This is a genomic window from Paenibacillus rhizolycopersici, assembly GCF_014947195.2.
GTDB classification, from domain to species: Bacteria; Bacillota; Bacilli; order Paenibacillales; family Paenibacillaceae; genus Fontibacillus; species Fontibacillus rhizolycopersici.
This window is the reverse complement of the sequence record NZ_JADCNN020000001.1, coordinates 118,994-144,154: the sequence shown is the minus strand read 5'-3', so window position 1 is coordinate 144,154 and position 25,161 is coordinate 118,994. Positions and strand designations below refer to the sequence as shown.

Sequence of the window (25,161 nt, the reverse complement as noted above, 5' to 3'; positions counted from 1 at the left end):
CCTCCTTATCGATTTGATATAACTTACTTTGTTTCTTCCCCTGGCTTAGGCGACTTCGGCTGCTTGTTTGATCCGATTAATTTGCTCCAAGTGGCGCTGCACGTGGCGGGTAAAACCCTCCACGATATCCGTAATGGCGACGGTTTCCCCTTTGGCATTCACTCCGGTTTTCTTCAGGTCGGCCGCATCCAAGCGGCTGAGCAGCAGACTGTTGTACAGCAGGAGCGCATGGAAAGCCTGCAACACATCGGCTACGTTACCCGAGTTGGCATATTGGCCGCTGACCCAGGCATCTTGGTTAAAAGCCGGCAGCCGGGCCTCCGTCTCCGCCAGAATATCCCGGATCCGGAAGGAGATGACGATGCTGTGATCCACCAAATGGGACAACACCTCCAGTACGCTCCAGCTCTCCGGCTTCGGCTTCCATACCGTCTGTTCCTCGCTCAGGCCATCGATCGCCGAGATGAGTTGCCCGTGCGTATTCAAAAATGCTTCAAAATTGACTTGGGTCATTTGATCCCCTCCGATTCAAAATCAAGCTTCCTCCCTACTCCCCCCAGTGGGGCTGGCTGAACGAAACGATCGAGCGCAAAAGGCCGCAGGGAGTAACCGGCCTTCCCATCTCCTATGAAGTCCGCGAGCAGTTCCCCGACTACGCTGGCAAATTTGAAGCCGTGTCCGGAAAATCCGCCCGCCACCCAAACCTGCGGGTGTTCCGGGTGCCGGTCGATGATGAAGTCCTCGTCCGGCGTCAGCTCGTATTTGCAGGCCGCACCTTGCTTCAGGCGGCCAGCCGCCCCCGGGAAGTAAGCCTCGAGAACACGGCGCAGATCATCCTCATCCTCCGGATGGGCGCCGAACGGAGCCAATGTCTCACCCGGTGCCCAAGGAAGACCTCCGTCGTGGCGGCCAATCTTCAGGCCGGCTCCACCGATGCTCGGAAATCCGTAGTATCCGCCTTCCGGCGTCCCCAGCGTAAACCCCGGAAACCGTCCCGCGTCAAAACCAGGTCCGGAGGTTTCGAACCATCCGACCCCCTTGCGTACAGCGCGAATGGGGAGGTCGACGAATGGAGCCAACGTGCTGAACCACGCTCCGGCAGCAAGCAGAACGGCCCCCGCGTGGAACTTGTCGTCCGCCGTATATACCGTAACGCCGCCTTCTCCGCCGTGCACTTTCACCTCTCGAACGATGGAGTACGGCAGCAGCTCCGCGCCTTGCCTCAAAGCCAGCTTGCGGTACGCCTCGATGCATCGCTCGCTGTACAAATACCCGGCGTCCGGTTCGTACATCGCCTCAAACGAATCCGGAATCGTCAACTCCGGCCAGCGCGCGCGGATTTCCGCCGCGTCCAGCCATTCAGTGCGGACGCCCAGCGCCTCCGATTGCGCGATTCGCGGCTTGAAGGAATACAGCCCGCGATCCGCAAGATTTAACACGCCGGACGGCTCCAGCAGACGGGTCCCGGTTTGCTCCTCCACGTCATTCCATAACCGATGAGCTCGAATTGCCAATTCCGTATACAAGGGATCTCCGCTGTAGGCATGCCGGATCAGTCGGGGCTCGCCGTGATGGCTGCCCTCCCGGTGCGGAGGATCAAAGGCGTCGATCAGCAGCGTCCGGAGACCCTTGCGGGCCAGATAATAACCGGCGCTCATCCCCATGGAGCCCGCGCCGACGACAATGACGTCATAAGAGGCGTGCGTACTCATCGGGATGCACCTTCCCTCCGGCCGTCCTCCTGATCCAGACCGTTCAGGGCCAGCTCCGCCAGCTTCACGAAGAAGCCAATGCTTACCGGAATGGCCCGCTCGTCAAGATCGAAGGCCGGGTGATGCCATTCCCGCGGTCCATCCGTCCCCATGAAGACGAAGAGACCGGGAATTTTCCGCTGATAGAAGGAAAAATCCTCTCCCGCAGGCGACGGAACCGGCGTAACGGTCAGGTACCCTGACGCCTCCGCCGCCGCCAGCCCGAGCTCTGCCAGCGCAGCGTCGTTTAACACGGGCGGCGGCCCTTCGATCCAGCGGACAGCGGCCGTTGTGCCAAACGCAGCCGCCACTCCCTGAACAACTTCTTCGAAACGCTCCAGTACCCGCCGCCGCACCTCCTCGTCGAAGGTCCGGATCGTTCCCTCCAGCAGCGCCGATTCGGGGACGACGTTCCAGGCTGTGCCGCTATGCAGCCTCGTGACGCTGATGACGGCACTTTCCAAGGAGCCGACATTCCGGCTGATGATTGTTTGCAGCGCCGTCACGAGATGCGCGGCGGTGACGATCGGATCGTTGCCGGCTTCCGGCACGGCTGCATGGGTCCCCCGCCCGGCGATCTCAACAACAAAGCCGTCGGCGGCGGCCATCAGCGGACCGCTCTTGATCCCGATCGTCCCGACGGGAAGATCCGGCTTATTGTGCATGCCGAAGATAGCCTGCACCCCTATCAAGGCGCCGCTGTCGATGACCTGGCGCGCGCCTTTGGCTTTCTCCTCGGCCGGCTGGAAGATCAGCCGGACCGTGCCCTTCAGTTGCGACTCTCGGGCTTTAAGCGCATGCGCCGCGCCGATCAGGGCGGCGGTATGGAAATCATGCCCGCAGGCATGCATCTTGCCGGGATGCGTCGAGGCAAACGGGAGCCCTGTCTCCTCCTGAATCGGCAGCGCGTCGATGTCCGCCCGAAGCGCGATGACTGGCCCCTCCTGGAGCCCACCGACCTCCGCGACCAGCCCCGTCGCCAGCGGAACGTCCAGGATCCGGATGTCCGCTTCCTCCAGCCATCCACGGATACGGCGGGTCGTCTCGATTTCCTCGTTCGACAGCTCCGGGTACCGGTGCAGCTCACGGCGAATCTCCACGAACCGTTCTGCCGCAATCCCGGACGTCCCTTGAATCGTAAAAATATCGTTGGTCATGGTTACGCCTCTGCCTTCACTTCGACCAAAGCGTCGTGAAGCAGTTCAAAGGAGCGGACGCGCTTCTCAAAAGGGCTGATATTGCTGGTCACGATCATTTCCTCGATGCCCGTGTCCCGCTGCAACGCCAATAGCTGCTCACGGACAACTTCCTTGGTGCCTTTGACAATCCAGGGATCCTGCTCCTCAATCGTATAAGACTCTCCCGCTTGGCGGCCAAACTCTTCCGCTTGCTCCCGCGTGCCGAGCGTCACCGTTCTGCCACTGTCCAGCCGCACCTTCACGACCTTCTGCTTGCCGGCAAGTTCGGCAGCTTCCGCTTCGGATTCGGCGACGACGAGGGACAACGCCAGGATGACTTGAGGCTCCGAACCGTGCGACGTATCAAAGCTCTGCCGGTATGTTTGGATCGCCTGGAGCGCGATCGCCGGATCCCCGTTAATGAACAGGGAAAATACATAAGGCAAGCCAAGCCCTGCTGCGACTTTCGCACTGTCCACGCTTGCTCCGAGCACGTAAAGCTCGGGGGCCTGCGCCGGGTGAGGGGCAGCGCGCAATCCGGCCAACGGATGATCCGCCTCCAGACGGTCCTGCACGTATTTGCGCAGCTCTACGATTTTGTCCGTTAACGAAGCCGACTCTCGCGAACCTTGCTGCAAGGCCTGCGTGCTCTTCGGCAATCCTCCGGGGGCCCGGCCGACGCCAAGGTCCACCCGCCCCGGCTCCAGAGAAGCCAACACGTTAAAGTTCTCCGCCACTTTGTATGGACTGTAATGCTGCAGCATCACGCCACCGGAGCCGATGCGGATCGTGTTCGTTTTGGCTAAAAGGTAGGAGATCAGCACCTCCGGCGAGGAACCGGCCACCTGCTCCGAATCATGATGCTCCGACACCCAAAACCGCCGGAACCCCAACTCCTCGGCTTTTCGGGCCAGTACAACGGTATGCGCAAACGCCTGCTCCGCCGTTTCTCCCGGGTAAATCGGGCTTTGATCCAACACGCTTATCGTTAGTCCCATCTCTCTTTCGCCTCCTAAATGCTATAGCTGAGCTCGGGGGTAATTCGTTTCAGGAACTGCTTCGTCCGTTCTTCGCGTGGATGGTACAGCAGCTCCGTCGGACTCCCCTCCTCGACGATCACGCCGCCGTCCATGAACACGGCATGGTTGGCCACGTCCCGGGCAAACCCCATCTCATGGGTCACGACGATCATCGTAATCCCTTCTCTGGCGATCTTGCGAATGACCTCCAGCACTTCGCCGACAAGCTCGGGATCCAGAGCCGACGTAGGTTCGTCGAAAAGAATCACCTCCGGCTCCAAGGCCAGTGCCCGGGCAATGCCCACCCGTTGCTGCTGCCCTCCCGACAACTGGCTCGGATAGGCGCCCAGCTTGCTGGCCAGACCAACTTTCTCCAACAGCTCAATGCTGCGGGCTTTGGCTTCTTCCTTCGGCATTTTTTTGACGATGACCAGACCTTCCATCACGTTCTCCAGCGCAGTCTTATGCTTAAACAAGTTATATTGTTGAAACACCATCGCCGACTTTTGGCGGAGGGCATGGATGTCTTTCTTCGTCGCCTGGTTGCAGCTCAGTTGGAAGTCACCGATCGCAATCTCGCCGCCGCTGGGTTTCTCCAGGTAGTTGATGCATCGCAGAAGCGTTGTTTTGCCGGAACCACTCGGACCCAAAATGACTACGACATCGCCTTGGTTCACCGTCAGATCAATCGACTTTAACACCTGCTGGCGCCCAAAGGACTTAGAAATGTGACGAAGCTGAATCATGCCACTCCCCCTCGATTGTAGATTTGGATTCGTTTCTCGATCTGGGCAGTCAGACGTTCAATCAAGACGGTTAGCCCCCAGAATATCAACGCCGCCGCCAAATAGGCTTCAAAAAACTTCCAGTTGGTCGAGGCGACGATTTGCGCTTTGGCGTTAATGTCCACGACGGAGACGGTGAAAGCGAGCGTCGAGCCGTGCAGCATCCCGATCGCCGAGTTCGACAGGTTCGGGAGGCTGACCGCCAGCGCCTGAGGGAACACGATCCGCCGCAGCGCCTGAAACGTCGTCATCCCGACGGAATAAGCCGCCTCGATCTGCCCGCGGTTCACCGCCAGCACCCCCGAGCGGACCACCTCGGACATATAAGCTCCGGCCGTGATGGAGAATGAAATGAAGGCAAAAGCGATCATCGGAATGGAGGCGGATTTGAACCCCCAGCCGAACGAGGCGGACAAGCCGTCAAGGATCACCGGCAAGCCGAAGTAAATGAGCAGTAAGTGCGTCAGCATCGGCGTTCCGCGAATAAAAGTGACATAGGCGGTAGAAAGCTGACCCAACACAGGCACCCGATACAGCCGGAACAACGCGGTGATCACCCCGATCACAAAGCCGACCGAGACGGATACGGCGGTAATCAGCAACGTGGTAGGAATCGCTGACAACAGATGAAGGAACGCGGTCCAGATGAACGAGGGGTCGATTTTCATAGTTTTGCGCCTCCCTTCTCCGCGCCGATTCCGGCGAACATGCCACGGATCGATGGCTTCCGCTCGATGCGAAATCTTCTTCTCTCCGCCCCATCCGGCTGCTCATGCTTCAGCAAACGCCGTTCGGCTGCCCGCAGCAGCTTCTCCAGCGTGAAGCTCACGACCAGATAAATGAACGCCAGAGCCAGATACGCTTCAATAAAATGCTGGGTAAGCGCGCCTAGCGTCTGTGCCTTACCGGTTAACTCCATGACGCCGAGCGTAAACGCCAGCGATGTATCTTTCAACAAGGCAATCACCATATTGGAAAATACCGGCACCGCAACCGCCAGCGCCTGCGGCAATACGATTCTTGTGAACGCCTGAAGCCCCTTCATCCCGATGGCATAAGCCGCTTCGACCTGCCCCCGGTCCACGGCCATAACCGAAGCGCGGATCGTCTCCGACATAAAGGCTCCGGTGTGCAAGCCGTAGGTCAAAATGACGAAGAACAACACGGGGGCGCGGGAGATATCCAAGTGGGCGAACTTCAACAACTCCGGCAAGCCATAGTAGAACAGGAACAATTGGATCAAAATCGGCGTCCCTCTGAAAAAAGAAACGTAAACCTTCGAAAACGAATCCAACACCGGGATCCTGTAAAGCCTGGGGAGTGCAATCAGAAATCCGATAACAATCCCCGTCAGTAATGATCCGCCCACAATCAGCAAGGTCACGCCCAGCGTCGACCACAGCTTCGAAAAGGCGCCGATCACGAAAGAAAAATCAAACGGTGCCCCCACGAAAGTCCCCCTCCTCTCCCGTCATGTTGATTAGTTATCCGAGGTAAAGTCGTCACCGAGCCATTCTTTACTTAACTTGCCTAACGTACCATCCGCTTTCAATTCCTTGATCACCTCGTCGATGGCATCCGACAGCTTCTGTCCATCGGGATCGTCTTTGCGGAAGACGAAGAGAATATCGGCTTGCGAGAGCTCCTCCCCAGTCGTCTTCAGCTTCCCTTGAGGGTCGATCAGCGAAAGCGAGAAGTCCGCTCCCAGCGTGGCATCCACCCGGCCAGAGGTGAGCTGGCTAACCGTATCGTTAGCCGCACCGTTCTGATATACGATCTCGATGGCATTGTTATTTTCCTTATTGTAGTTCTCTAAAATTTGCGCCTGCGCGCTGGTTGCCGAGGTCAGCACCTTCTTCCCCTTCAAATCGTCTAGCGAATGAATCGTATCGTTGTCCTTGGCGACGATGATTTTGTTTCTCCAGTGGGCGTAAGGCTCTTTGTTGAACAAATACTTCTCGGTTCGCTCCGGATTCTTCTCCATTTCGTGGGCGACAAAATCGATCTTCTTCGTCTCCAGACTTAGCAACAGGTTGGAAAACTCCTGGGTCTGGAACTCGAATTCATATTCTGCCAGACGGTTATCGATTTCGCGAACAAGTTCAACGTCAAACCCGGTTAACTTCCCGTTCTCGTCGATAAAGCATACCTTTGGAAAACCCGTGCCCGTACCCACGATGATTTTCTTAATTTCCCCCGAAGCTGCGCTCGCCGCCGCGTCCTTCGATTCCGTCCCACCGGACGACCCCGCTCCGCATCCTGCCAACACTCCCGTTAACACAAGCACGACCGCGGCACTTAACCATCTCTTCATGTCCCTAACCCCTTCCCTATTTCCTATTTTCTTAGTTAACAATCCCTATAAGTTTAGTCAGGATTATGCTGACACTACTTTACTGTGATTTTTGTTACGCGTCTAATCGAGTTTTTCTATGGGTACATGCAAATCGTTGATGGGAGGAACACCTAGTTCCAATAAAGCGTCCATAAAGATGTTGTTTTCGCCGCTGAGGGAAATCAGGTGGGTTTGCAAGGAGATGCCTGCCGTCTCGAGGATGTCTACCGGGACGAGACTTCCCTCCTGTACTTCTTGTCTGGCAGACAAACCGGGAAGAAAGCATATCCCGGCCCGGCTTAACACGAGTTTCTTGGCGGTCTCGGCATTGTCGACTTGAAACAGGATGTTCGGCGGCTGCTCCAGACTTTCGAAGGCGCGGTGAATCCGCATCCAGTCGAGGGAGCCGCACTCGAAGAATATGAGGGGTTCCCGCCGGATGTCACGGATGGATACACTTTCGGCCGCGGCAAGCGGGTGATCCTTATAGACGTAAAGTCGGATGGGGTCATTATAGAAGGGATAGGATTGAAAGGCCGGGCTCATTTGCTTGCGCGCGAAAGCCAAGTTGATTTCCTTGGTCATCAGCTTCGCCGCAAGGACGTCCGTCGGGCCGGTTGTCACTTTGAAGTTGATCAACGGGAAGCGTTGATGCAGGAGCATAAGCAAATGCGGCATCAAGTAATTGGACACAGATACGGTGCTGCCGATCCGAAGCTCCTCGGGGGTACCCGGCTGGGAGTGAAGATGATGTTTCCCCTTTTGATATGTCTGGAGGATTTGCTGGGCGTAAGGAAGGAATTGTTTGCCTTTGTCCGTCAATTGAATCTGTTTCCCCAAGCGATCGAACAACCGGGTATCCAGCTCCCGTTCGAGCGATTGAATTCGCGCGGTTACCGTCGGCTGTGAAAGAAACAGCACCTCCGCAGCTTTGTTGAAGCTACCGTAATGATTAATGTAAACAAACGCCTCGATATGATCGATGTTCAAAAAGACCCCTCCCTTTGCCCCTATATATCTCACTATCCCAATCTATATAGATGGTTTTATTGAAATTATCCTTTATCTTAGGGAGCCCGCCACTTTTTGTCAATCCTCGGATATAGAAGTTTTTAATGGATGCGTAAATATTTTTATATTCCGATGCGCTTAGTAGGTATTTGGATTATACTAAGTTCACCTGATGGATGAATAAATTACCTCGATAAGGGAGTGTTGGAAAAATGAGCCGATTAGAGCAGGAAGTAAAGATTCGGGATGCCCGCGACGAAGAACGCGTACAAATTGCCAACGTGATGCTGGAAGCTTATCGGCAATATGCATTTGACATGCCCCATGAACGGTGGGAGGAGTATCAGGAGAACATACGGAGCTCCGTGTACGGCAATGGCCCCCACGCCCGACTCGTGGCGGAGCTTGGCGGAGACATTGTCGGCAGTTTGCAGCTTTTCCTAACCTCGGAGGCAGCTTATGGTAGGTCGGATCTTGGCATCGATTCGCCTATAATCCGACTGCTTGCCGTATCGCCTTACGCCCGTAGACGCGGCATCGCCAAGCTGCTCCTACGCGAGGCCGCCCGCAGATCCCTTCAACTGGGTGCCCGCACCTTGTATTTACATACGTCAGACATGATGGCTGCCGCAGTGAAGCTGTATGAAAGCCTGGGATTCGAACGGGCTTACGAAGCGGATACATCCAATGGAGCCACCCTTGTCAAATCCTACAAAATCCAATTGACGGACGCGCTGCCATTGCTGCAAACGACGTAATATGGAAGACGGACGACTCCGTACCGTTAAGGCATGTTCTCATGGGATCTATTCCCCTTTCTGGCTTCCGGCCTGTCCCCTAAGCTATAATGGAAATGGAATCATGATGAGAACTAAAGATAAAGGACGGATTACCCCCAAATGATTAATAATTCTTTTGTGAACCCCTTGGAACAAATGAAAGCATTGCAGAAGACGCTGACCCGATTTATGATGATGTACAAATTTGCTCTTCACGAGGTGGAGACGAAAATCGAAATTTTACAGGAGGAGTTTCAGCTTCTCCACGACTATAATCCGATCGAACACACGAAATCGAGAATCAAATCCCCCGAGAGCATCATGAAGAAGCTGTACCGTAAGGGCGGCGCCACCTCTCTGGAGGACATTAAGCGAAACATCCAAGATATCGCCGGCATCCGAATCACCTGCTCGTTCATCTCGGACATTTACCGGATCAGTGATATGCTGCGAGCTCAGAAGGATCTCAATATCCTCTCCGTGAAGGATTACATCAAAGATCCCAAACCCAACGGGTACAAAAGCCTGCATCTGCTGGTTGAAGTGCCGGTGTTCATGTCCGACGGCGAGGAGCTGGTTTGTGTCGAAATCCAAATCCGCACGATCGCCATGGATTTCTGGGCCAGCCTGGAGCACAAGATTTTCTACAAATATAATGAGTCGGTGCCGGACCGGCTGTTGGAAGATCTCAAGAATGCTGCCGACACCGCCTATGAGCTGGATCTGAAAATGGAGCAGCTCCAACAAGAGATGGAAGAAATCAAGCACGCGCATCAAGCCGAAGCCGCCGAGGACTTCCAGCTTCTCATCGACAACAAGAAGTTCAATATTCCGGAAAACCTGCTGAAGTTGTTGTCGGGCGTAGAATAACCCTCGTCCCTTTATATGAAAAGAGCTTCCCAACCGAAATCTCGGTAGGAAGCTCTTTTCTTTATGATGATGATTTGTAGCTTACTTTGATTCTGCTGGTCCCTTTTTATCCGCTTTACTCGTATAAGGTTTAGGAGCGCTTTTCGCTCTCCGCTCACTCGCTTGCCAGCGATTCCAACCTTTCTTGTCCGTTCCTCTACCCGTGCCGCCTTTCCCTTTGGCCATGTCATCACTCCGCTACAGTTGGTATACCTATTATCCTTTTACTTTTACCTTTTGTTTAACCCTTTCCATTTCCTTGCCTTTGTTTCTAGGTGCCCGCACAGGCTGGGCTTCTTTTGGGGTTGGTGCGGTCTGCGTCATCGGGTAAGGATGGTCCTTGATGACGGGGATCCGTTTGCCAATCAACTTCTCGATATCGGCCAAGTAAGGCTTCTCGTCGAAATCGCATAACGAAATGGCAACACCGCTTTGTCCCGCCCGGCCTGTCCGCCCGATCCGATGAACGTACGTTTCGGGGATGTTCGGCAGCTCATAGTTGATAACATGGGACAACTCGTCGATGTCGATCCCTCGTGCCGCAATGTCGGTCGCCACCAGGACACGTAAGGTACGGTTCTTGAAATTTTGCAACGCTGTCTGCCGGGCGCCTTGCGACTTGTCGCCATGGATGGCTTTCGCGCTGACCTGCGCTTTGGCCAAGTGGCGTACCAGCCGGTCCGCCCCATGCTTGGTCCGCGTAAAGACGATGGCGGATTCGATGGATGAGTCCTTCAAGAGGTGCAGCAGCAAGTCTTTCTTGTTGCTCTTATCCACAAAATACAAACGTTGTCCAATGGCGTCCACTGTGGAGGATACCGGCGTTATCGTTACTTTTACGGGGTTTCGCAATATGGAATCAGCCATCTGCGCGATCGCGCCGGGCATGGTCGCGGAGAAGAGCAAGGTCTGCCGCTGGGATGGCGTTTTGGCGATGATTTTTTTTACGTCGTGAATAAAGCCCATATCCAGCATGCGGTCAGCCTCATCCAAGATCAGCATCTCCACGTTCTTCAAATCCACCAGCTTCTGCTGGATCAGATCGTTCAGCCGGCCGGGGGTGGCGACCAGAATATCCACGCCCTTCTGCAGTGCGATCTCCTGCGGCTTCTGGGACACGCCGCCGAAGATGACGGCGCATTTCAGAGGCAAATTTTTGCCATAAGCGCAAAAGTTCTCGTAGATCTGCAGGGCCAGCTCACGGGTTGGCGTGATCACTAGCGCCCGGATGTTGCGGCGGCCAGGCTTAGGCGTATGGTTCTTATGGAGCAATTGCAGTGTAGGAATGGCAAATGCGGCGGTCTTCCCTGTGCCGGTTTGCGCGCAACCCAGCAGGTCTTTGCCGCTCAGAATAGGCGGAATGGCTTGTTCTTGAATCGGCGTAGGCGCCGTATAGTTCTCATGTTCCAATGCTTTTAATATCGAAGGGATCAAGTTCAGTTCTGTAAATTGCATAATAACTCCTTGCCGAAATCACTAATTTCGGCGGCCAGAGCTTCAGGTCACCGATCATATCAATATAACACGGCGCGGGTCACCCGGCAAATTCGGACTCTCGAGACAGCGATACCTGCCACCTGCCGATCAAGCGCTAAATATATGCGAAAAACCGAATACATTTCATGAATCCCGGTAATTTCAACCAATTATATATGAAATTTCATACACATTTGTCCATCCTGATGGCGTTTGCCCAGAATCTATATGAAAATTCGAATAGAAATCCAAATTTCGGCCGTCAGTACCATTTTATATATGAAAAACCGAATACAATTTCATATTGTCGAACCGAGCTCACCACGAGAAAAATACGGGGACTTCCGCCGATTGGAAACTAGAAGGCCGGATCGGGTCCAAATCGGGTGGAATCCGAAGTGCCACGTCCAATATCCTCTGCTTTCCATCGACTTCTTCGCGGATTTCTTCCATTAAATGGCCAAGTCCTTCGACCATCGCGGTCCCTCCTTCACATTTTCCTCAATCTGCCTTTAAAAACCTCGATATCCACTTCATATTCTAAAGATTTTACCGAAATAAAAGCAAAGGGGCGATCCCTTCGAGAAAACGCAAACATACGTGACAACAAGCTGGAATACGCGGGTTTTACCTGTGGGTGGTTGTGGTATAATCACGATGATTTGCGAAAACGGATTGCCATCCGGCAGCTTGCAAGAACAAACAGAAACGGGTGATCAGATGTTCGAACTCAAATGGCTATGGCAGAATTTGGAGGGCAACCGGGCCAGGTACATTACGGCGCTAGTGCTTTCCGTCGTGGGCTCTTCGCTCATGATTATCAATCCATACATAGGCCAACGCATTGTCGACACGTTTATCACGGGTGAGAATGCGGCACAAAATCTAACGCAGGAACGAGGACTGCTCATCATGCTCTGTATGGGCATGATCGGTTTTTCCTTGCTGCGCACGGGGCTTGCTTACCTAACAACGATGCAATACGAGCAGGCTTCGCAAAATATGTTGTACAAAGTCCGCATCTACCTGTACAACAAAATCCAAGGCCAGGATATGGAATATTACGACCATAACCGGACCGGGGACTTGATGACCAAGATGACCGGGGACCTGGACATGGTTCGCCACTCCATGGCGTGGATCATCAAGACGATTATCGAGTCGGTCACGATCTTCCTTGCGGCCGTCGTTTATTTCTTCACAATCGATGCCGTGTTGACGTTGTGGCTGCTGGTTTTGGCACCTCCGATCTTCGTCGTGGCTTACATTTTCGCGAAGAAGGTCCGTCCGATGTACATTGACCTGCGCGAGCGGTTGTCTCAGCTGAACACGACCACCCAAGAGAATATCTCGGGGAACCGCGTCGTTAAAGCCTTTGCCCGCGAGGAATACGAAATCGAGAAGTTTACGGACAAGAACATCCACTTCTCCCAAGCCAACAAAAAAGCTGCGCTTGTGTGGCTGGACTACTTCCCTTATCTGGAGACTTTCGCGCAGGCGTTTAACGTCATTTTGATGCTGGCCGGCGGCTACTTCGTGATGCAGGGACGAATTACTTTTGGGGAATTCTCCGCGTTCTCCGCGCTGATCTGGGCGATTTCCAACCCGATGCGCAATATCGGTATTATCATTAATGATATTCAACGTTTCTTCGCGAGCTTAAGCAAAATCGTGGAAATTTACTACGCGAAACCAAACATTGTGAACGAACACAAGGTTACCGAGAAACGTCGTTATGAAGGACGAATCGATTTCGATCACGTCAGCTTCAAATATGACGGTGGCGAAGTGCTTCACGATATCAGCTTCTCGGTTAAACCAGGAGAAACCGTCGCGATCATGGGCTCTACCGGATCGGGTAAAACGTCCCTCATGAATCTGATCCCGCGTTTCTACGACGTATCCGGCGGTCAAGTATTGGTTGACGGCGTCGACGTACGCAAGCTGGAGCTCGACGAGCTCCGCAGCAACATCGGCATCGCAACCCAGGATGTGCTGCTCTTCTCCGATACGATTGACGGGAACATCGCGTATGGCGATCCCGAGTTACCGGAGGAACAAACGGTCGAGTATGCTCGGTTGGCTGCGGCGCACGATTTTATCACGAAAATGCCGGAAGGGTATGATACGATCGTCGGAGAACGCGGTGTCGGCTTGTCCGGCGGGCAGAAGCAGCGGATTGCGCTTTCCCGGGCCCTTGCCGTGCATCGGCCGATCTTGATCCTCGACGATACCACGTCTGCGGTTGATCTCGAAACCGAGGAGCATATTCAGAAGAGCTTGCGCGAGCTAGACTTCCCGTGCACGAAGCTGATCATTGCCCAGCGCGTGTCCACGACGGCCGAAGCCGACCGCATTCTGATCCTGGACGGCGGCCGCCTGATCGAGGAAGGCACCCATACCGAATTGCTAGCCAAGCGCGGCTATTATTACGAGGTCTTTATGCTTCAAAACGAAGGTATCGGAAGGAAGGTGAGCGCTCATGGCCAGGAATAAATTCGATGTCGATGAAAACCTGGAGTCTCCCTTTGACATCAAGCATTTCAGGCGAGCCATGGTTTATATCCGGAAACAGCAGAAGCCGATGATCTTGGCGTTTGTGCTGAGCGCCTTGTCAGCTGCAATCGCGCTGTCGGCGCCTCTCATTATTCAACACGTCGTCGACGTGACGATTCCGGAGAAAGCCTTCGGCGCATTGATCTGGTGGTCCTTGCTCATGCTGCTCACGATCGTGGTCAGCGTCGAGCTGGCGACCATTCGCTCCCGGATTATGACCCGGGTCGGGCAGGATATCATCTTCGATATCCGCACGGATTTGTTCAAGCATCTGCAGAATCTGCCGTTTAAATATTACGACGACCGCCCTCAAGGAAAAATCCTGATCCGTGTCGTCAACTACGTCAACGCCGTATCGGACGTCTTGTCCAACGGGATCATCAACTTCATTCTGGAAATCGTCAACCTGATCTTTATCGCCGCCTTTATGTTCGCGGTGGATGTGCGGTTGTCGCTGGTCACTTTGGCCGGTTTGCCGGTGTTCCTCGGCGTCATGCTGCTGATCAAAACCCGGCAGCGCCGGGCATGGCAGGCGGTTTCGAACAAAAGCTCCAATATGAACGCCTATTTGCAGGAAAGCATCAGCGGGATTGGCGTCACGCAGATTTTCTCCCGCGAGAAGCATAACGAAGGCATCTTCACTCGTCTGGCCGGGAACTACCGCAAGGAATGGATGCGGGCACTGCGTTACAACGCTCTGATCCCGTTCACCGTCGACAATCTGGCGACGATCGTGACGACGCTCATCTATTTGGTCGGTTTGCTTGCGATGGGGCCGCAAGGCGTGACCTTCGGGGTCATCCTTGCAATGAGCAGCTATGCAGCCCGGTTCTGGCAGCCGATCCTAAACCTGTCGCAATTGTACAACAACTTTATTAACGCCGTTGCTTACCTTGAGCGGATCTTCGAGACGCTGGATGAGCCAGTGACGGTCAGCGACGTACCGGAGGCGAAGGAACTTCCGTCGGTGAAAGGTAACGTCAAGTTCAACGACGTGACGTTTGCCTACGATCCAGGCCTTAACATTCTGGAGCACCTGAACTTCGACGTGAAGGCCGGGGAGAGCATCGCCCTCGTCGGTCCGACGGGTGCGGGAAAAACCACGGTCGTCAACCTGATCTCGCGCTTCTACAACTTGACCGACGGCGAGATCCTGATCGATGGTCACGATATCTCGCAGGTGACGCTGAAGTCGCTGCGCAGCCAGATGGGGATTATGCTGCAGGACAGCTTTATTTTCTCCGGCACGATCATGGATAATATTCGATACGGCAAGCTGGATGCCACGGAAGAGGAGATTATCGCCGCAGCCAAAACGGTCTGTGCCGACGATTTCATTCGCGAGTTCGCGGAAGGTTACCAAACCGAGGTTAACGAACGCGGCTCGAAGTTATCCCAAGGACAGCGGCAGCTCATCTCGTTCGCCCGGACCCTGCTGGCCGATCCGCGCATCCTGATCCTGGACGAAGCGACCTCCTCGATCGATGCCAAGACGGAACGCCTGCTCCAGCAAGGCTTGAACGAACTGCTGAAGGGACGCACCTCGTTCATCATCGCGCACCGGCTGTCGACCGTGAAGAACTGCGACCGCATTATGTACGTGTCCGACAAAGGGATCGCCGAGTCCGGTTCGCATGATGAGCTGATGGCGAAGAAAGGTTTGTACTACCGCTTGTATACGGCGCAGAAGATGGAAGCTGTGTAATTACGTAAAGAAAGGCAATTCCGAAGCCCTATTCAGGGCTAACGGAATTGCCTTTTGTTTATTCCCGGATGACATCCATCCGTTATTCGTATTGGCCGATTCGGTTCTCAATATATTCTTCAACCTCTTCTTTGGGAATGTCCAAGGCGATCGCCAACTCGCCGTGCAAATTCTCAGAAGCTGAGCTCAATAGCCGTTCGTCCGATTGCCGCAGCTTTTTGCCTAAACCGTGTTGCTCTCTTTTTTTGTGCACCATCGCTTTGATGACCTTGATCCACTCCACGTAATCGCCTGTGCCGATCGCTTGCTTGCAGCTGGCTTCCCGGGCTTTATCGTTGCTGATCCAGGTCACGTCTATGCTTGGAATTCGGGAGATCAGACGCTCTGATTCTTCCCGCGAAATGATGCTGCGCATGATCACCTTGATATTGTCGACCGGCGTATAAATCGTAGTTCCTTTAAGATAAATCGGGTTGAGCAGATAATACTTGCGGTCCCCCTCCACTCCCGGCGGCGTGCAAATGTCTTTAATTTGGCAGACCCCATTGCTTCCGTAGATCACATACTCATTTACCGCAAACATATGCCTTCCTCCTTTAGTCTTCTGATGAGAAACCTTGAATCTGGACCCTAAAATATAAAAACACCGCCCACTCTATCTGAGTGAAACGGTGTCCGAGAACTCGCCGTTTGGTTATTTATCACCCTAAGGATGTACCTATAATTCCATTATAGACTAAATAACGGGGTTCATGTCATTTATTTAGGAAATACTAAATTTTATTCGATAATCCCTTAGGAGGTTAGGTGTACCGATGAGCGAAAACGAGAACGCCAAACAGCAGCTGAAACGAGCAAAGGCCAAGGATTCCACCGATGAAGGCCGAAAAGGCGCCTTCATGACGAAGGACGCCTGGAACCAAGACGGCAACCCCGCCGCAGCGGTGGACGAATTCGGCCCGGAGATGAGACCGGAGGATCCGCCGACGTTGAATGGGAAGCCGGATTAGGACAACCTTATGGCACAGGAGATATCGTCGATCAGGGAGGAGTGAAAGTCCATGACGCTTACATAATCACAACGCCTTGGTCTCACGGCATTTCGGATAGTTGCTACAACCCAAAAACTCAACGCCCTGTTTGTTTTTTCTACGAACCATCGGAGCTCCACATTTGCAGGTAATGGATTTGGCTGCAGCGACTTCCCTTTGCGTTTTGTTAATTTCGGCGTGGCCTGAGAATTCCTCCTTCTCGGCCGTTCTTCTTTTCTTCCCAGGTTGCCATTTCCCCCATACGCTAAGCTTCTGCTCAACAAGCCCTCCATGCCAATAGTCGACTTTAAACTGTTCCGCTTCTTTCTTCGCAGGGAGAGTCAAATCCGAGGTTGTAATGAGTAAAGACAAAATACAATCGTGATTACGTTTGGCTGCAACCAACTCACGTACGGTCATAACTTGAACAGGGTGACGGTCTGAATAACATTTAGCTTGTACTGCCGTTTTTTCTCCGCGCCGATCTATAATTACTAGATCAACTCCACCATCATTGCCACCGACCCCTACCTCTTTAACAATGTATCCCTGGTCTCGGAAGTATAGGGCCAGCAATCGTTCAAACTCCGCTCCTGACAAATCATCTAGTCGGCTCGTCAAAATAGCTCCATCTGGTCTGACCGTGTTGCTTGAACGTCTGGACGATGTCGCGCGAGATGTATTCTTATACGATCTTTTTTGTTTCTGCTTCTTTTGCTTTCTTCTTTTCCGTGTCCACATCCCACCAATAATTTCTCCTACAACTACAGAGCAAATTAATATACCGAAAAAAAAGCCCCAGTGGAGTCCTGGAATACTAAAATACAAAGAAAGTCCTCCAATAATGAATAACCCTCTTAGAACGTAAGCAATTTGCCTACCCTCTGCTTTATAAGTTCTAGCCATACCCTATTCTTCCTTCCTGTTATGTATACTTCCATCCTTTTCGACATTTTGTCTTAAAATCCTTTGGGCTTCTAACGAGGGACCTCGAATCTGGATCCTAAATATATAAACACCGCCCACTCTAGTTGAGTGAAACGGTGTCTATAATGAAATCTATATGATTTTTCGAATTCATTTTGCCGGAATCGTCGGAGTTGGCGGATTGTATTCGATTTTTCATACAGAATCTTGGATTCGAACCGTATCAAACACAAATCTGTATGATATTTCGAATACAATCGTTCAAAAACGGTGAAACCAGCGGATTCTATTCGAAATTTCATATAGAATGTACCCAACGGCGGTACGCGTTATATAGCTTGTAGCTTGTCGTTCCCACTCCGCATCAACAACGCACATACTTCCGCTTAAATCCAAGCTGTCCGCGATCCAGCGATTTTTGGATCGTTTCCGTGGCGTTCAGGAAGGTGTTTTTCTTATTCTCCCGTTTCATCTCTACCGGACCGACCGCCTTGGCGGCCTCGACCGCTTGCGCGTGGAGCGGCATATACGAAATCCCGACGGTGTAAATAAAGTTGTTCATCGCGGATTTCGTTCGTTCGGGCGCCTCGTGGATCGTGTTCTTCACCGTTTCTAGCATACCTGCGAGTTTGCTCTCGGCAAATTCGCTGTCCGGCTGGCTCCCCAATAGCCAGCAATAACAGCTCCAACCCGCCGACATTCTTAGCTCGTTTCCACTGGCGATCCACTTGTCGGCAACCTCCTGCGCAATATCCGTCTCCGCCAAAGTAACAGCCACCACATAATCCGATAGCATATAAAAGTAGGCGCCCTCGATCCATCGCTCGAAATCCGCGTGCGTCATCGCTTTCGGATCGGCAATGATCCCCGCAAAATACATCGCATCATAGTTTCCCGTCGCATAAAGCTGTTCGGCCAAAGGCTGATTGATTTTGATTTGCCGGAATAACGGTTTCATTTCTCCAGTCGCTACGCCAAACAGCGGCTCCCGCGCGCCGTTAGACATGTACATTTTCTTGAGACGCTCCTTACCAAGCGCTTCTAGCTCCTGCATTACGGTTTCCAGATTCATCGTTGGGCCAGCTCCCTTCATCCCGCATGGATTCTTTCGTCTAGCTTACTACGTTAGGAGGGCTAGATTCAAATCCCTGACCGGGTTGTTGAGCGTCCTGCCGTATTATTTGCTGCGTGCCAAACGGAACCCTTGATCCGGACCAAAGCCGTTCGCTTCAAACTTCCCGCGAAACGACACCTCACTGCTGCGAATATCGCCGATCCAACCGCCACCTTTGACCACTCGAAAGGAACCGCGATCCTCTCTCCGGCTCACATCGTCCCCGTACCAATCCCAGCACCATTCCCTCACATTGCCGGACATATCGTAAAGCCCCAGCTCATTGGGCTTCTTGCCACCGACAGGCTTGGGTTGACCATGATTGCTCTCGATGATCGGCCAGTTCCAGTCTCCGGTCAGGTATTTATCCCCGACGTTCCGCCAATACCAAGCCACATCGTCCGCGCGGGAGCTTCCGCTGTATTTGAAACTATTGCTCTCTTGACCGCCGCCAGCCGCATATTCCCACTCCGCCTCTGTTGGTAGTCGGTACCCGTTCGCCTCCGCATTAATCGTGACGAGCCATTTCAGTTGATCGTTATCGCTTTGATTATTCGGGTCTATCTTGCTCTTATCTATATGGTAAAAAGGTGTCAATCCCTCTTGTATGCTACGCTGATTGCAATACTCGATCACGTCGTACCAACTGACCATTTCCACCGGTAAATCGTTGCCTTGAATTTGGGATGGGTTACTCCCCATCACTTCCGTCCATTCCTTTTGGGTGATTTCATATTTCCCGATATAAAAATCCTCTAGCGATACGCTCGAACCGTAGTAGTTGGAAAGGGGGTTCATCACCTGCCCGCCTTTGACCAGCACGAAGCGATCCTTCAGCCGATCTGATTGTCCTGAGCCAACCTGCGAGCAGGCCGTGATCAGCACAAACATCGAGAGAAACAGAAACAGATACATCCATCGCTTCCTCATGGGTAACTCTCCTTTGATTGAAAGATCGACAAGGCCGCCGGCGGACACCGAACGGCCTTCTCACAAAGTTCAGCGATTAACCGGTTACCACACCGTCACGTTGGAGCTTCCGCTACTTTGATAGCCTTCCGTCGCCAGAACCTGGTAGGACCAGCTGCTTCCCAGATTCATGCCTTTGCTCTTCCAAGCATTCACATGATTGCTGAAAGTGATGGCAACGTTGCTGCCGGTTGGTCTTTTGGATTGCCGAACGCTCCAGAATTGTTGGAACGTCTGCGTACCGTCGATCGAAGGCGCATTGTAACGCATCGTCGTATAAATATCGTAGGTGCCTCCGTCACTGGTCACCGTACCTTTATAAGTGCCGGTCGGTCGGTACGTGCCCCAGCTGTCCACAACGTAATACTCGATCAATGAGTTTCTGGTCCATCCGTAAAGCGTCAAATATCCGTTACCCGAAGGAGCCCATACACCGGCGTTATAGTTGATCGTCCGATTCGGCGAACCTACATTCCAGCCTTTGCCGACCACGAAGTTCCCGGTATTGTACCAATTGACGCTGTAATTGCCCCCAGACCCGTTTACCGCATTCACCGTCCCGCCGCCGTCTGTCCAATTTTGCCAATAATCCGTCGCTGCATTTGAGGTCGCCCCAAACAAACCGAAACTCATCGAAGCTGTCAGGAGTAAAGTCAACATCTTTCTTTTCAATTTCATGATCAATTCCTCCTCAGAACTCTATTTTTTTAAAAAAAACCGTTCCTTCTCCCTGCTTCATACCGAGATGCGTCTTTGCTGTTGTGGGGCACCACCTACCTTGTGTCATAATCTAGAAACATTTAACTATCACCCCCTTTACTAGAAAATTATAGAAGGTAAGCGCATACATTTCACTTCGCAAAATAAAGGTTTTATCTTCTTTTTTACATAGATTGATAGAATCAAGCGATTTGGAAAGTAAAAAACGACCCCAACGGAGTCGTCTTGTGGATAGGGATCAGCTTTCATATGGAAGTTGCCGTGCATTAAACTCCGGTGTTTGCCTTAACGAGAACCTCGGCGTATTTCGCCTCGTCCTTGCTTGGGGAAAGGAGCGTGCCGACAAATGCGGCAAGGAAGCCCAGTGGGATCGAGATAATCCCCGGATTCGTCATCGGGAAAATCGCTGTCCCGGTCAAAATCGCCTTGCCCGGTTCCGGATCCCATACGTTCGGGCTCAGTGCCACGAGAATAACCGTACTGAGCAAGCCGACCAGCATGCCGGAGATCGCCCCCGTGCGGTTGAATCTACGCCAGAACACGGTGAACAGAATGATCGGCAGGTTGGCGCTTGCCGCGACGGCAAAAGCCAAGGAGACGAGGAAAGCCACATTCATCTTCTGGGCGAACAGGGCTAGCACGATCGAGATGATCGATACGCCGATCGAAGCCCAGCGGGCCATGCGCAGCTGTTCCCGTTCGGTCGCGTTGCCGCGGCGGACGATTTGTCCGTAGAAATCGTGTGCGAAGGCCGACGCCGCCGACAGAACGAGACCGGTGACAACGGCTAAGATTGTGGCGAAGGCCACCGCCGAGATAAACGCGAAGAGGAAATCGCCGCCAAGCGCCTTAGCCAGGAGCGGAGCGGCCATATTTCCGGCCTTGTCGACGGCTGTGATCTCCTCCGTACCGACGAACGCCGCAGCCCCGAAGCCAAGGAAGATCGTCATGACGTAGAAGATGCCAATGATCCAGGTGGCGTAGACCACGGAGCTGCGTGCCGTGCGGGCGTCCTTGACCGTAAAGAATCGGGTTAGAATATGCGGCAGCCCGGCAGTGCCCAGCACCAATGCCAAGTTGAGCGATATCGTTTCTAGCGGCACCTTGTACTTGTTGCCCGGGTTCAGATAGTTCTCCATTAATGGGGTTGCCGTTTTCATCTGCTCGAACATGCCGGTCAGGCTGAAATCGAACTTCGCGAAGACCATCAGCGAGATGACAAAAGTGCCACCCATCAGCAAAACCGCCTTGGTGATTTGTACCCAACTCGTGGCATGCATCCCGCCGAATACGACATAGACGGTCATCAACACGCCAACGATCAGCACCGAGGTGACGAAATCGAGGCCCAGCAGGAGCTTGATCAGCGCCCCCGCTCCAACGAGCTGCGCAATCATGTAGAAGATCGAGATGGCAATCGTATTCAGGGCTGCGAAGCCGCGCACTTCTTTATTCGCAAAACGGGCCGCAATCATGTCGGCAACCGTATATTTACCCAAGTTGCGGAGCGGCTCGGCAACCAGGTACAGCACGACGAGGTACGCAACGAGAAACCCGATGCTGTAGAAGAAGCCGTCGAAGCCGACCAAGGCGATGGACCCGGCGATGCCCAGAAATGACGCCGCAGACATATAATCGCCAGCGATGGCCGTCCCATTCTGCCAGCCCTTCAGCCCGCCGCCCGCCGTGTAAAATTCGCTGGTGTTGTTTGTTTTTTTCGCGGCAAAATAGGTAATGACCAGCGTCAACAGCACAATCGTGCAAAATAAAGTGAACGCCATAATCGTTACGCCCCCATTTCCCGCCGGATATCATCCACCAACCGGTCAAACTGCCTTGCAACGCGCGAGTATAGGATACAGAGCGCCCACGTCATCACAAACTGAGCGAACGCGAACATCCACGCCCAGGAAATCGGGCCGATCGCCGGTCGATTCAGCACCTCCGAATACGAGGTCATGATCGGGAGCGCAAAGTAAAACAGCAGAAAAAATACGGTTAACGGGATAATGAACTTTTTCTTGCGGGAGATCAGCGTTTTGAACTTGGCGGAATGCCACACCTCGGTGTAGCTTTTTCCTTTCGCGCTTTTTGCGCCCTTTGTGCTTTTTGCGCCTTTCGCACCCATACCTTCCCCTCCAATCATGAACTTTGAAGAACACCCATTATATGTAAGCGCTTCGAACTCATTTTATGCAGGATTCGGCTTGCTAAACGTTCAAATTTTAACCTTCCGACTTTTTCATATATTGATCATAGAGTTGCTCAAACGTATCGTAGCGGTTCACTCCTCTTCCCACTCTGTGGTGTTCCTCCAGATAATCCTCCATCACCCGCAGAAATTGACCTTTCACCCCATCCAGATGATCGGCATCAAAATAGGCCATGAGCACGTACTTAGGAGTTCCAATCAACTGTGTCATTTCATCCAGGAAACTCTGCGCCCCCATTGCCGCATGAAAGGCGTAGGATTTGTCTTTCATCCCCGTACTGGCAATCATCTTGTTGCGGTAGTTGCACCACAACTCCTCGTATGTCCCCGATCCGTGTTATTGATGATGATCAGGTCCAGGTCGCTTTTCTCGTGATAATCGCCTGTGCGAAACGAATCTGTCACCCCAATGATGGCAATATCCTCTGAGAAATCCCGCTGAGCACGTTCAATCACCATACGGATGATGTTCTCATTCTTCTCGAGCAGTTGTTGCCTCTTAAGATCCTCCATGACTCTACCTCCTGACCGTCCGGCCTTTGTCCTACAAGCCCCTGTCTAATTTCATTGTAGAGACGGATCGCGTCAAGTTGTATTCCGAGTTTCATTATAGAAAAGAAATACGGGGTGTTGCCGCACCTAACTTTGCGGTTCGTTTCAAGTGTTCTCAACCGATTGGCCTCCGCTAAAAAACGATAAAAAAGACACCTGCATCCTTGCTCAGGTGTCTTCAAGCATTCAAAGTTGGGTTTTGTTTCTGCTTATAACGTCTCTTCTTTTACTTCCCCGCCTTGCAAGCTCTTTTTTCTTAAAGGGATCAAGATAATCGCACCGACGATGATGCCTATCCCCAATATGGCCGCAGTCCAATAAAGTCCGCCAAACCCCGTCTGGGCGGCCATCTTCGTTACCTCAGTCACGCTGTCGGCAAGCACTTGCTTCAGCGTAGGATCCTGGATCGCTTGAAGCATCTCGGAAAGCTGACCTTCCGACACGCCAGAGGATCCTGAGGCCATCTGCTGCCCGATCTGCGCAAGTTCTGCCTGTGCGTCGGCTGACAACGTGACGCTAGCCAGATTTTGTTGCAAAATGCCTGGGAACTTCTCAGCAAACAGTGTACCCATATTGTTGAACGCGCGGGCGATAAATCCAGCATAGATCGCCGGGGCCAATGTCATCCCGATTTGGCGGAGCAGCGACAAGGAGGCTAGGGCCGAACCCTTATCCTTTTTCAAGCCTTCCGTTGCCAAAATGTTGAGCGGCGCCCCCAGAATGACCCCAATGCCGACGCCAGCGATGGCACTGGCTACGATAAATTGCCATCTGGTTTCAAGCCATAATGGGAAGAGCATAAAACCGATAGCTGCGATCACTCCGGACATAATCACTGTAAATACCGGACCTCGCTTGGAAACTAGTATACCGCCTAACCCTGCTCCTAATCCGGCAGCCACCGCCAGCGGCGTCATCCAATACCCCGAGTTTTCGGCCGAAATACCAAGCACTTGCTCGGTAAAGGACGGGATATAGATCATCGCAGCCAGCAGACCGCCCGATAAGGTACCGATCAGCAGGACCATCAGGTATCTGGGCTGCTTGATCAGACGAATGGGCAGGATTGGATCACCGGATCGATCCCGTTCCATTTTCCCTTCAAAGAACAGCAGTATCGTAAACAGCACAACCCCGCCAAGCAAATATCCCCACACATTCGGGCGCGTCAGACTTTCCGCAAAATTAATGTCGATGTTCGTAAGTCCTAGCATCAGGGACAAGATGCCCAGCGATAAAATGATCGTACCGATGAGGTCAAGCCGTCCTGGCGACGGATCCGACGATTCCTCTAGCTTCCGCAGCCCCAATAGAAACAGCACAATGGCGATCGGGACGTTGATCAAGAACAACACATGCCATTTCCCCGTTAAATCCAGAAGCAAGCTGCCGATATTCGGTCCAAGAACGGCAGCAACCCCGTTCATGGCGCCAAGCAAGCCTAAATATTTAGCTTGTTTGTCCGGCTCAACCGTACTCAAGATATGTGAGCTGCCGATAATGAAAATCCCGCCGCCTCCTAAGGCCTGCACGACGCGAGCAAATAAATAAAAGCCAAAGGAAGGGCTAAGCGCAACCAATAAAGAGCCTAATCCAAACAGAGCAATTTCGATAATAAATAGTTTCTTGCGACCATAGCGGTCCGACAATTTCCCTACGATTGGCAAGCTGATCGCGAGGCCCAACGTGTAAATCGTAATCCCCCATGCGCCCCAGTTGGCGGACACGTCAAAAGAACGGTTGATCGTCGTAAGCGCTGCGCTGATAATCCCGTTATCAAGCTGCGCCATAAATACGCCAACCGAAAACAATAAAATCGCCCAAAACTGCGATGAGCGTTTTGCCATAACAATTCCTCCATCTTGAGCCAGATTTTCATTAATATATAAAGCCATAACAGAACCGAAGCGCCTATAAACATAATTATAGTGTAGCTCAAGCCATTTATGTAACTTCCCCAATGCAGCAGATCCGACACCAACGGACGGAAATAAGAGATAGTGATCGGACTGATTTCACCGATCCACAGCAGTAATATGCCCGAAATCGTAGCCCGGATAACCCCGGTGCGAAAATACTCTTTTCACCACCGTTAGCTTACCTAATCTCATATATAGAATCGGTCCTAACAC

General features: G+C 52.7%; 27 protein-coding genes. 5 read left to right on the top strand and 22 right to left on the bottom strand.

The window, feature by feature from the left end:
• Positions 1 to 45 precede the first annotated feature (45 nt).
• The 9 genes from IM700_RS00660 to IM700_RS00620 form a co-directional block, all read right to left on the bottom strand.
• The gene (locus tag IM700_RS00660; protein WP_193415683.1) at positions 46 to 513 is read right to left on the bottom strand and encodes a DinB family protein; all 468 of its coding nucleotides are present in this window, start codon (positions 511 to 513) and stop codon (positions 46 to 48) included.
• Positions 510 to 1,712, bottom strand: a complete 1,203-nt coding sequence (gene solA, locus IM700_RS00655; protein WP_193415684.1) for an N-methyl-L-tryptophan oxidase — start codon at positions 1,710 to 1,712, stop codon at positions 510 to 512. The genes IM700_RS00660 and solA overlap by 4 nt, the downstream gene beginning before the upstream one ends.
• Complete coding sequence (locus IM700_RS00650) at positions 1,709 to 2,908, bottom strand: amidohydrolase (protein ID WP_193415685.1); 1,200 nt, start codon at positions 2,906 to 2,908, stop codon at positions 1,709 to 1,711. The genes solA and IM700_RS00650 overlap by 4 nt, the downstream gene beginning before the upstream one ends.
• A 2-nt stretch (positions 2,909 to 2,910) precedes the next feature.
• Positions 2,911 to 3,927, bottom strand: coding sequence for an LLM class flavin-dependent oxidoreductase (locus IM700_RS00645; RefSeq protein ID WP_193415686.1), 1,017 nt, complete (start codon positions 3,925 to 3,927; stop codon positions 2,911 to 2,913).
• A gap of 14 nt (positions 3,928 to 3,941) precedes the next feature.
• Complete coding sequence (locus IM700_RS00640; protein WP_193415687.1) at positions 3,942 to 4,694, bottom strand: amino acid ABC transporter ATP-binding protein; 753 nt, start codon at positions 4,692 to 4,694, stop codon at positions 3,942 to 3,944.
• Entirely contained in the window at positions 4,691 to 5,401 is a 711-nt protein-coding gene (locus tag IM700_RS00635; RefSeq protein ID WP_193415688.1) for an amino acid ABC transporter permease, read from the bottom strand. Before IM700_RS00635 ends, IM700_RS00640 begins: the two co-directional genes overlap by 4 nt.
• Complete coding sequence (locus IM700_RS00630; protein ID WP_193415689.1) at positions 5,398 to 6,183, bottom strand: ABC transporter permease subunit; 786 nt, start codon at positions 6,181 to 6,183, stop codon at positions 5,398 to 5,400. Before IM700_RS00630 ends, IM700_RS00635 begins: the two co-directional genes overlap by 4 nt.
• Positions 6,184 to 6,213: 30 nt before the next feature.
• A complete protein-coding gene (locus tag IM700_RS00625) occupies positions 6,214 to 7,047 on the bottom strand; it encodes a transporter substrate-binding domain-containing protein (RefSeq protein WP_193415690.1) in 834 nt (277 codons plus the stop codon).
• 102 nt (positions 7,048 to 7,149) lie between these two features.
• Positions 7,150 to 8,058 carry a LysR family transcriptional regulator gene (locus IM700_RS00620; protein ID WP_193415691.1) on the bottom strand — a complete coding sequence of 303 codons (909 nt, stop codon included), beginning with the start codon at positions 8,056 to 8,058 and terminating at the stop codon, positions 7,150 to 7,152.
• Positions 8,059 to 8,291: 233 nt separating this feature from the next.
• Here IM700_RS00620 and IM700_RS00615 point away from each other — a divergent pair, with 233 nt between their 5' ends.
• Both IM700_RS00615 and IM700_RS00610 read left to right on the top strand, forming a co-directional pair.
• A complete protein-coding gene (locus IM700_RS00615; protein ID WP_155608344.1) occupies positions 8,292 to 8,837 on the top strand; it encodes a GNAT family N-acetyltransferase in 546 nt (181 codons plus the stop codon).
• A gap of 141 nt (positions 8,838 to 8,978) precedes the next feature.
• A complete protein-coding gene (locus tag IM700_RS00610; RefSeq protein WP_193415692.1) occupies positions 8,979 to 9,728 on the top strand; it encodes a GTP pyrophosphokinase in 750 nt (249 codons plus the stop codon).
• A gap of 81 nt (positions 9,729 to 9,809) precedes the next feature.
• Here IM700_RS00610 and IM700_RS00605 read toward each other — a convergent pair whose 3' ends face one another.
• The 3 genes from IM700_RS00605 to IM700_RS00595 all read right to left on the bottom strand — a co-directional run bounded on the left by IM700_RS00605 (position 9,810) and on the right by IM700_RS00595 (position 11,720).
• Positions 9,810 to 9,953, bottom strand: a complete 144-nt coding sequence (locus IM700_RS00605) for a DUF3934 family protein (RefSeq protein ID WP_155608346.1) — start codon at positions 9,951 to 9,953, stop codon at positions 9,810 to 9,812.
• A gap of 30 nt (positions 9,954 to 9,983) precedes the next feature.
• Positions 9,984 to 11,222, bottom strand: coding sequence for a DEAD/DEAH box helicase (locus IM700_RS00600; RefSeq protein ID WP_193415693.1), 1,239 nt, complete (start codon positions 11,220 to 11,222; stop codon positions 9,984 to 9,986).
• A 339-nt stretch (positions 11,223 to 11,561) separates the two neighbouring features.
• The gene (locus IM700_RS00595) at positions 11,562 to 11,720 is read right to left on the bottom strand and encodes a hypothetical protein (RefSeq protein WP_193415694.1); all 159 of its coding nucleotides are present in this window, start codon (positions 11,718 to 11,720) and stop codon (positions 11,562 to 11,564) included.
• 243 nt (positions 11,721 to 11,963) lie between these two features.
• On the opposite strand from IM700_RS00595, the gene IM700_RS00590 reads away from it, so the two are divergent.
• On the top strand, positions 11,964 to 13,739 hold the full coding sequence (locus tag IM700_RS00590) for an ABC transporter ATP-binding protein (RefSeq protein ID WP_193415695.1): 1,776 nt from the start codon (positions 11,964 to 11,966) through the stop codon (positions 13,737 to 13,739).
• On the top strand, positions 13,726 to 15,504 hold the full coding sequence (locus IM700_RS00585; RefSeq protein WP_193415696.1) for an ABC transporter ATP-binding protein: 1,779 nt from the start codon (positions 13,726 to 13,728) through the stop codon (positions 15,502 to 15,504). Before IM700_RS00590 ends, IM700_RS00585 begins: the two co-directional genes overlap by 14 nt.
• An 82-nt stretch (positions 15,505 to 15,586) precedes the next feature.
• On the opposite strand, the gene IM700_RS00580 is transcribed toward IM700_RS00585, so the two are convergent.
• Positions 15,587 to 16,087 (bottom strand): CarD family transcriptional regulator, encoded by a 501-nt coding sequence (locus IM700_RS00580; RefSeq protein ID WP_155606560.1) that lies wholly within the window; start codon positions 16,085 to 16,087, stop codon positions 15,587 to 15,589.
• 232 nt (positions 16,088 to 16,319) lie between these two features.
• On the opposite strand from IM700_RS00580, the gene IM700_RS00575 reads away from it, so the two are divergent.
• A complete protein-coding gene (locus IM700_RS00575) occupies positions 16,320 to 16,514 on the top strand; it encodes a hypothetical protein (RefSeq protein WP_193415697.1) in 195 nt (64 codons plus the stop codon).
• A 66-nt stretch (positions 16,515 to 16,580) separates the two neighbouring features.
• On the opposite strand, the gene IM700_RS00570 is transcribed toward IM700_RS00575, so the two are convergent.
• The 9 genes from IM700_RS00570 to IM700_RS00535 all read right to left on the bottom strand — a co-directional run bounded on the left by IM700_RS00570 (position 16,581) and on the right by IM700_RS00535 (position 24,876).
• Entirely contained in the window at positions 16,581 to 17,441 is an 861-nt protein-coding gene (locus tag IM700_RS00570; protein WP_193415698.1) for a restriction endonuclease, read from the bottom strand.
• 385 nt (positions 17,442 to 17,826) lie between these two features.
• Complete coding sequence (locus tag IM700_RS00565) at positions 17,827 to 18,534, bottom strand: DNA alkylation repair protein (protein WP_193415699.1); 708 nt, start codon at positions 18,532 to 18,534, stop codon at positions 17,827 to 17,829.
• A 105-nt stretch (positions 18,535 to 18,639) separates the two neighbouring features.
• Positions 18,640 to 19,506 (bottom strand): formylglycine-generating enzyme family protein, encoded by an 867-nt coding sequence (locus tag IM700_RS00560; RefSeq protein ID WP_193415700.1) that lies wholly within the window; start codon positions 19,504 to 19,506, stop codon positions 18,640 to 18,642.
• An 84-nt stretch (positions 19,507 to 19,590) separates the two neighbouring features.
• Entirely contained in the window at positions 19,591 to 20,223 is a 633-nt protein-coding gene (locus tag IM700_RS00555; protein ID WP_155606564.1) for a glycoside hydrolase family 11 protein, read from the bottom strand.
• 308 nt (positions 20,224 to 20,531) lie between these two features.
• Positions 20,532 to 22,046: a solute symporter family protein gene (locus IM700_RS00550; protein ID WP_193415701.1), complete on the bottom strand. Its 1,515-nt coding sequence runs from the start codon at positions 22,044 to 22,046 to the stop codon at positions 20,532 to 20,534.
• A 5-nt stretch (positions 22,047 to 22,051) separates the two neighbouring features.
• Positions 22,052 to 22,393, bottom strand: a complete 342-nt coding sequence (locus tag IM700_RS00545) for a DUF485 domain-containing protein (RefSeq protein WP_193415702.1) — start codon at positions 22,391 to 22,393, stop codon at positions 22,052 to 22,054.
• A gap of 97 nt (positions 22,394 to 22,490) precedes the next feature.
• Positions 22,491 to 22,790, bottom strand: coding sequence for a hypothetical protein (locus IM700_RS23020; RefSeq protein WP_239483473.1), 300 nt, complete (start codon positions 22,788 to 22,790; stop codon positions 22,491 to 22,493).
• The gene (locus tag IM700_RS23015; RefSeq protein ID WP_239483470.1) at positions 22,763 to 22,990 is read right to left on the bottom strand and encodes a nucleotidyltransferase domain-containing protein; all 228 of its coding nucleotides are present in this window, start codon (positions 22,988 to 22,990) and stop codon (positions 22,763 to 22,765) included. Before IM700_RS23015 ends, IM700_RS23020 begins: the two co-directional genes overlap by 28 nt.
• A 248-nt stretch (positions 22,991 to 23,238) precedes the next feature.
• On the bottom strand, positions 23,239 to 24,876 hold the full coding sequence (locus IM700_RS00535) for an MFS transporter (protein WP_193415703.1): 1,638 nt from the start codon (positions 24,874 to 24,876) through the stop codon (positions 23,239 to 23,241).
• Positions 24,877 to 25,161 lie beyond the last annotated feature (285 nt).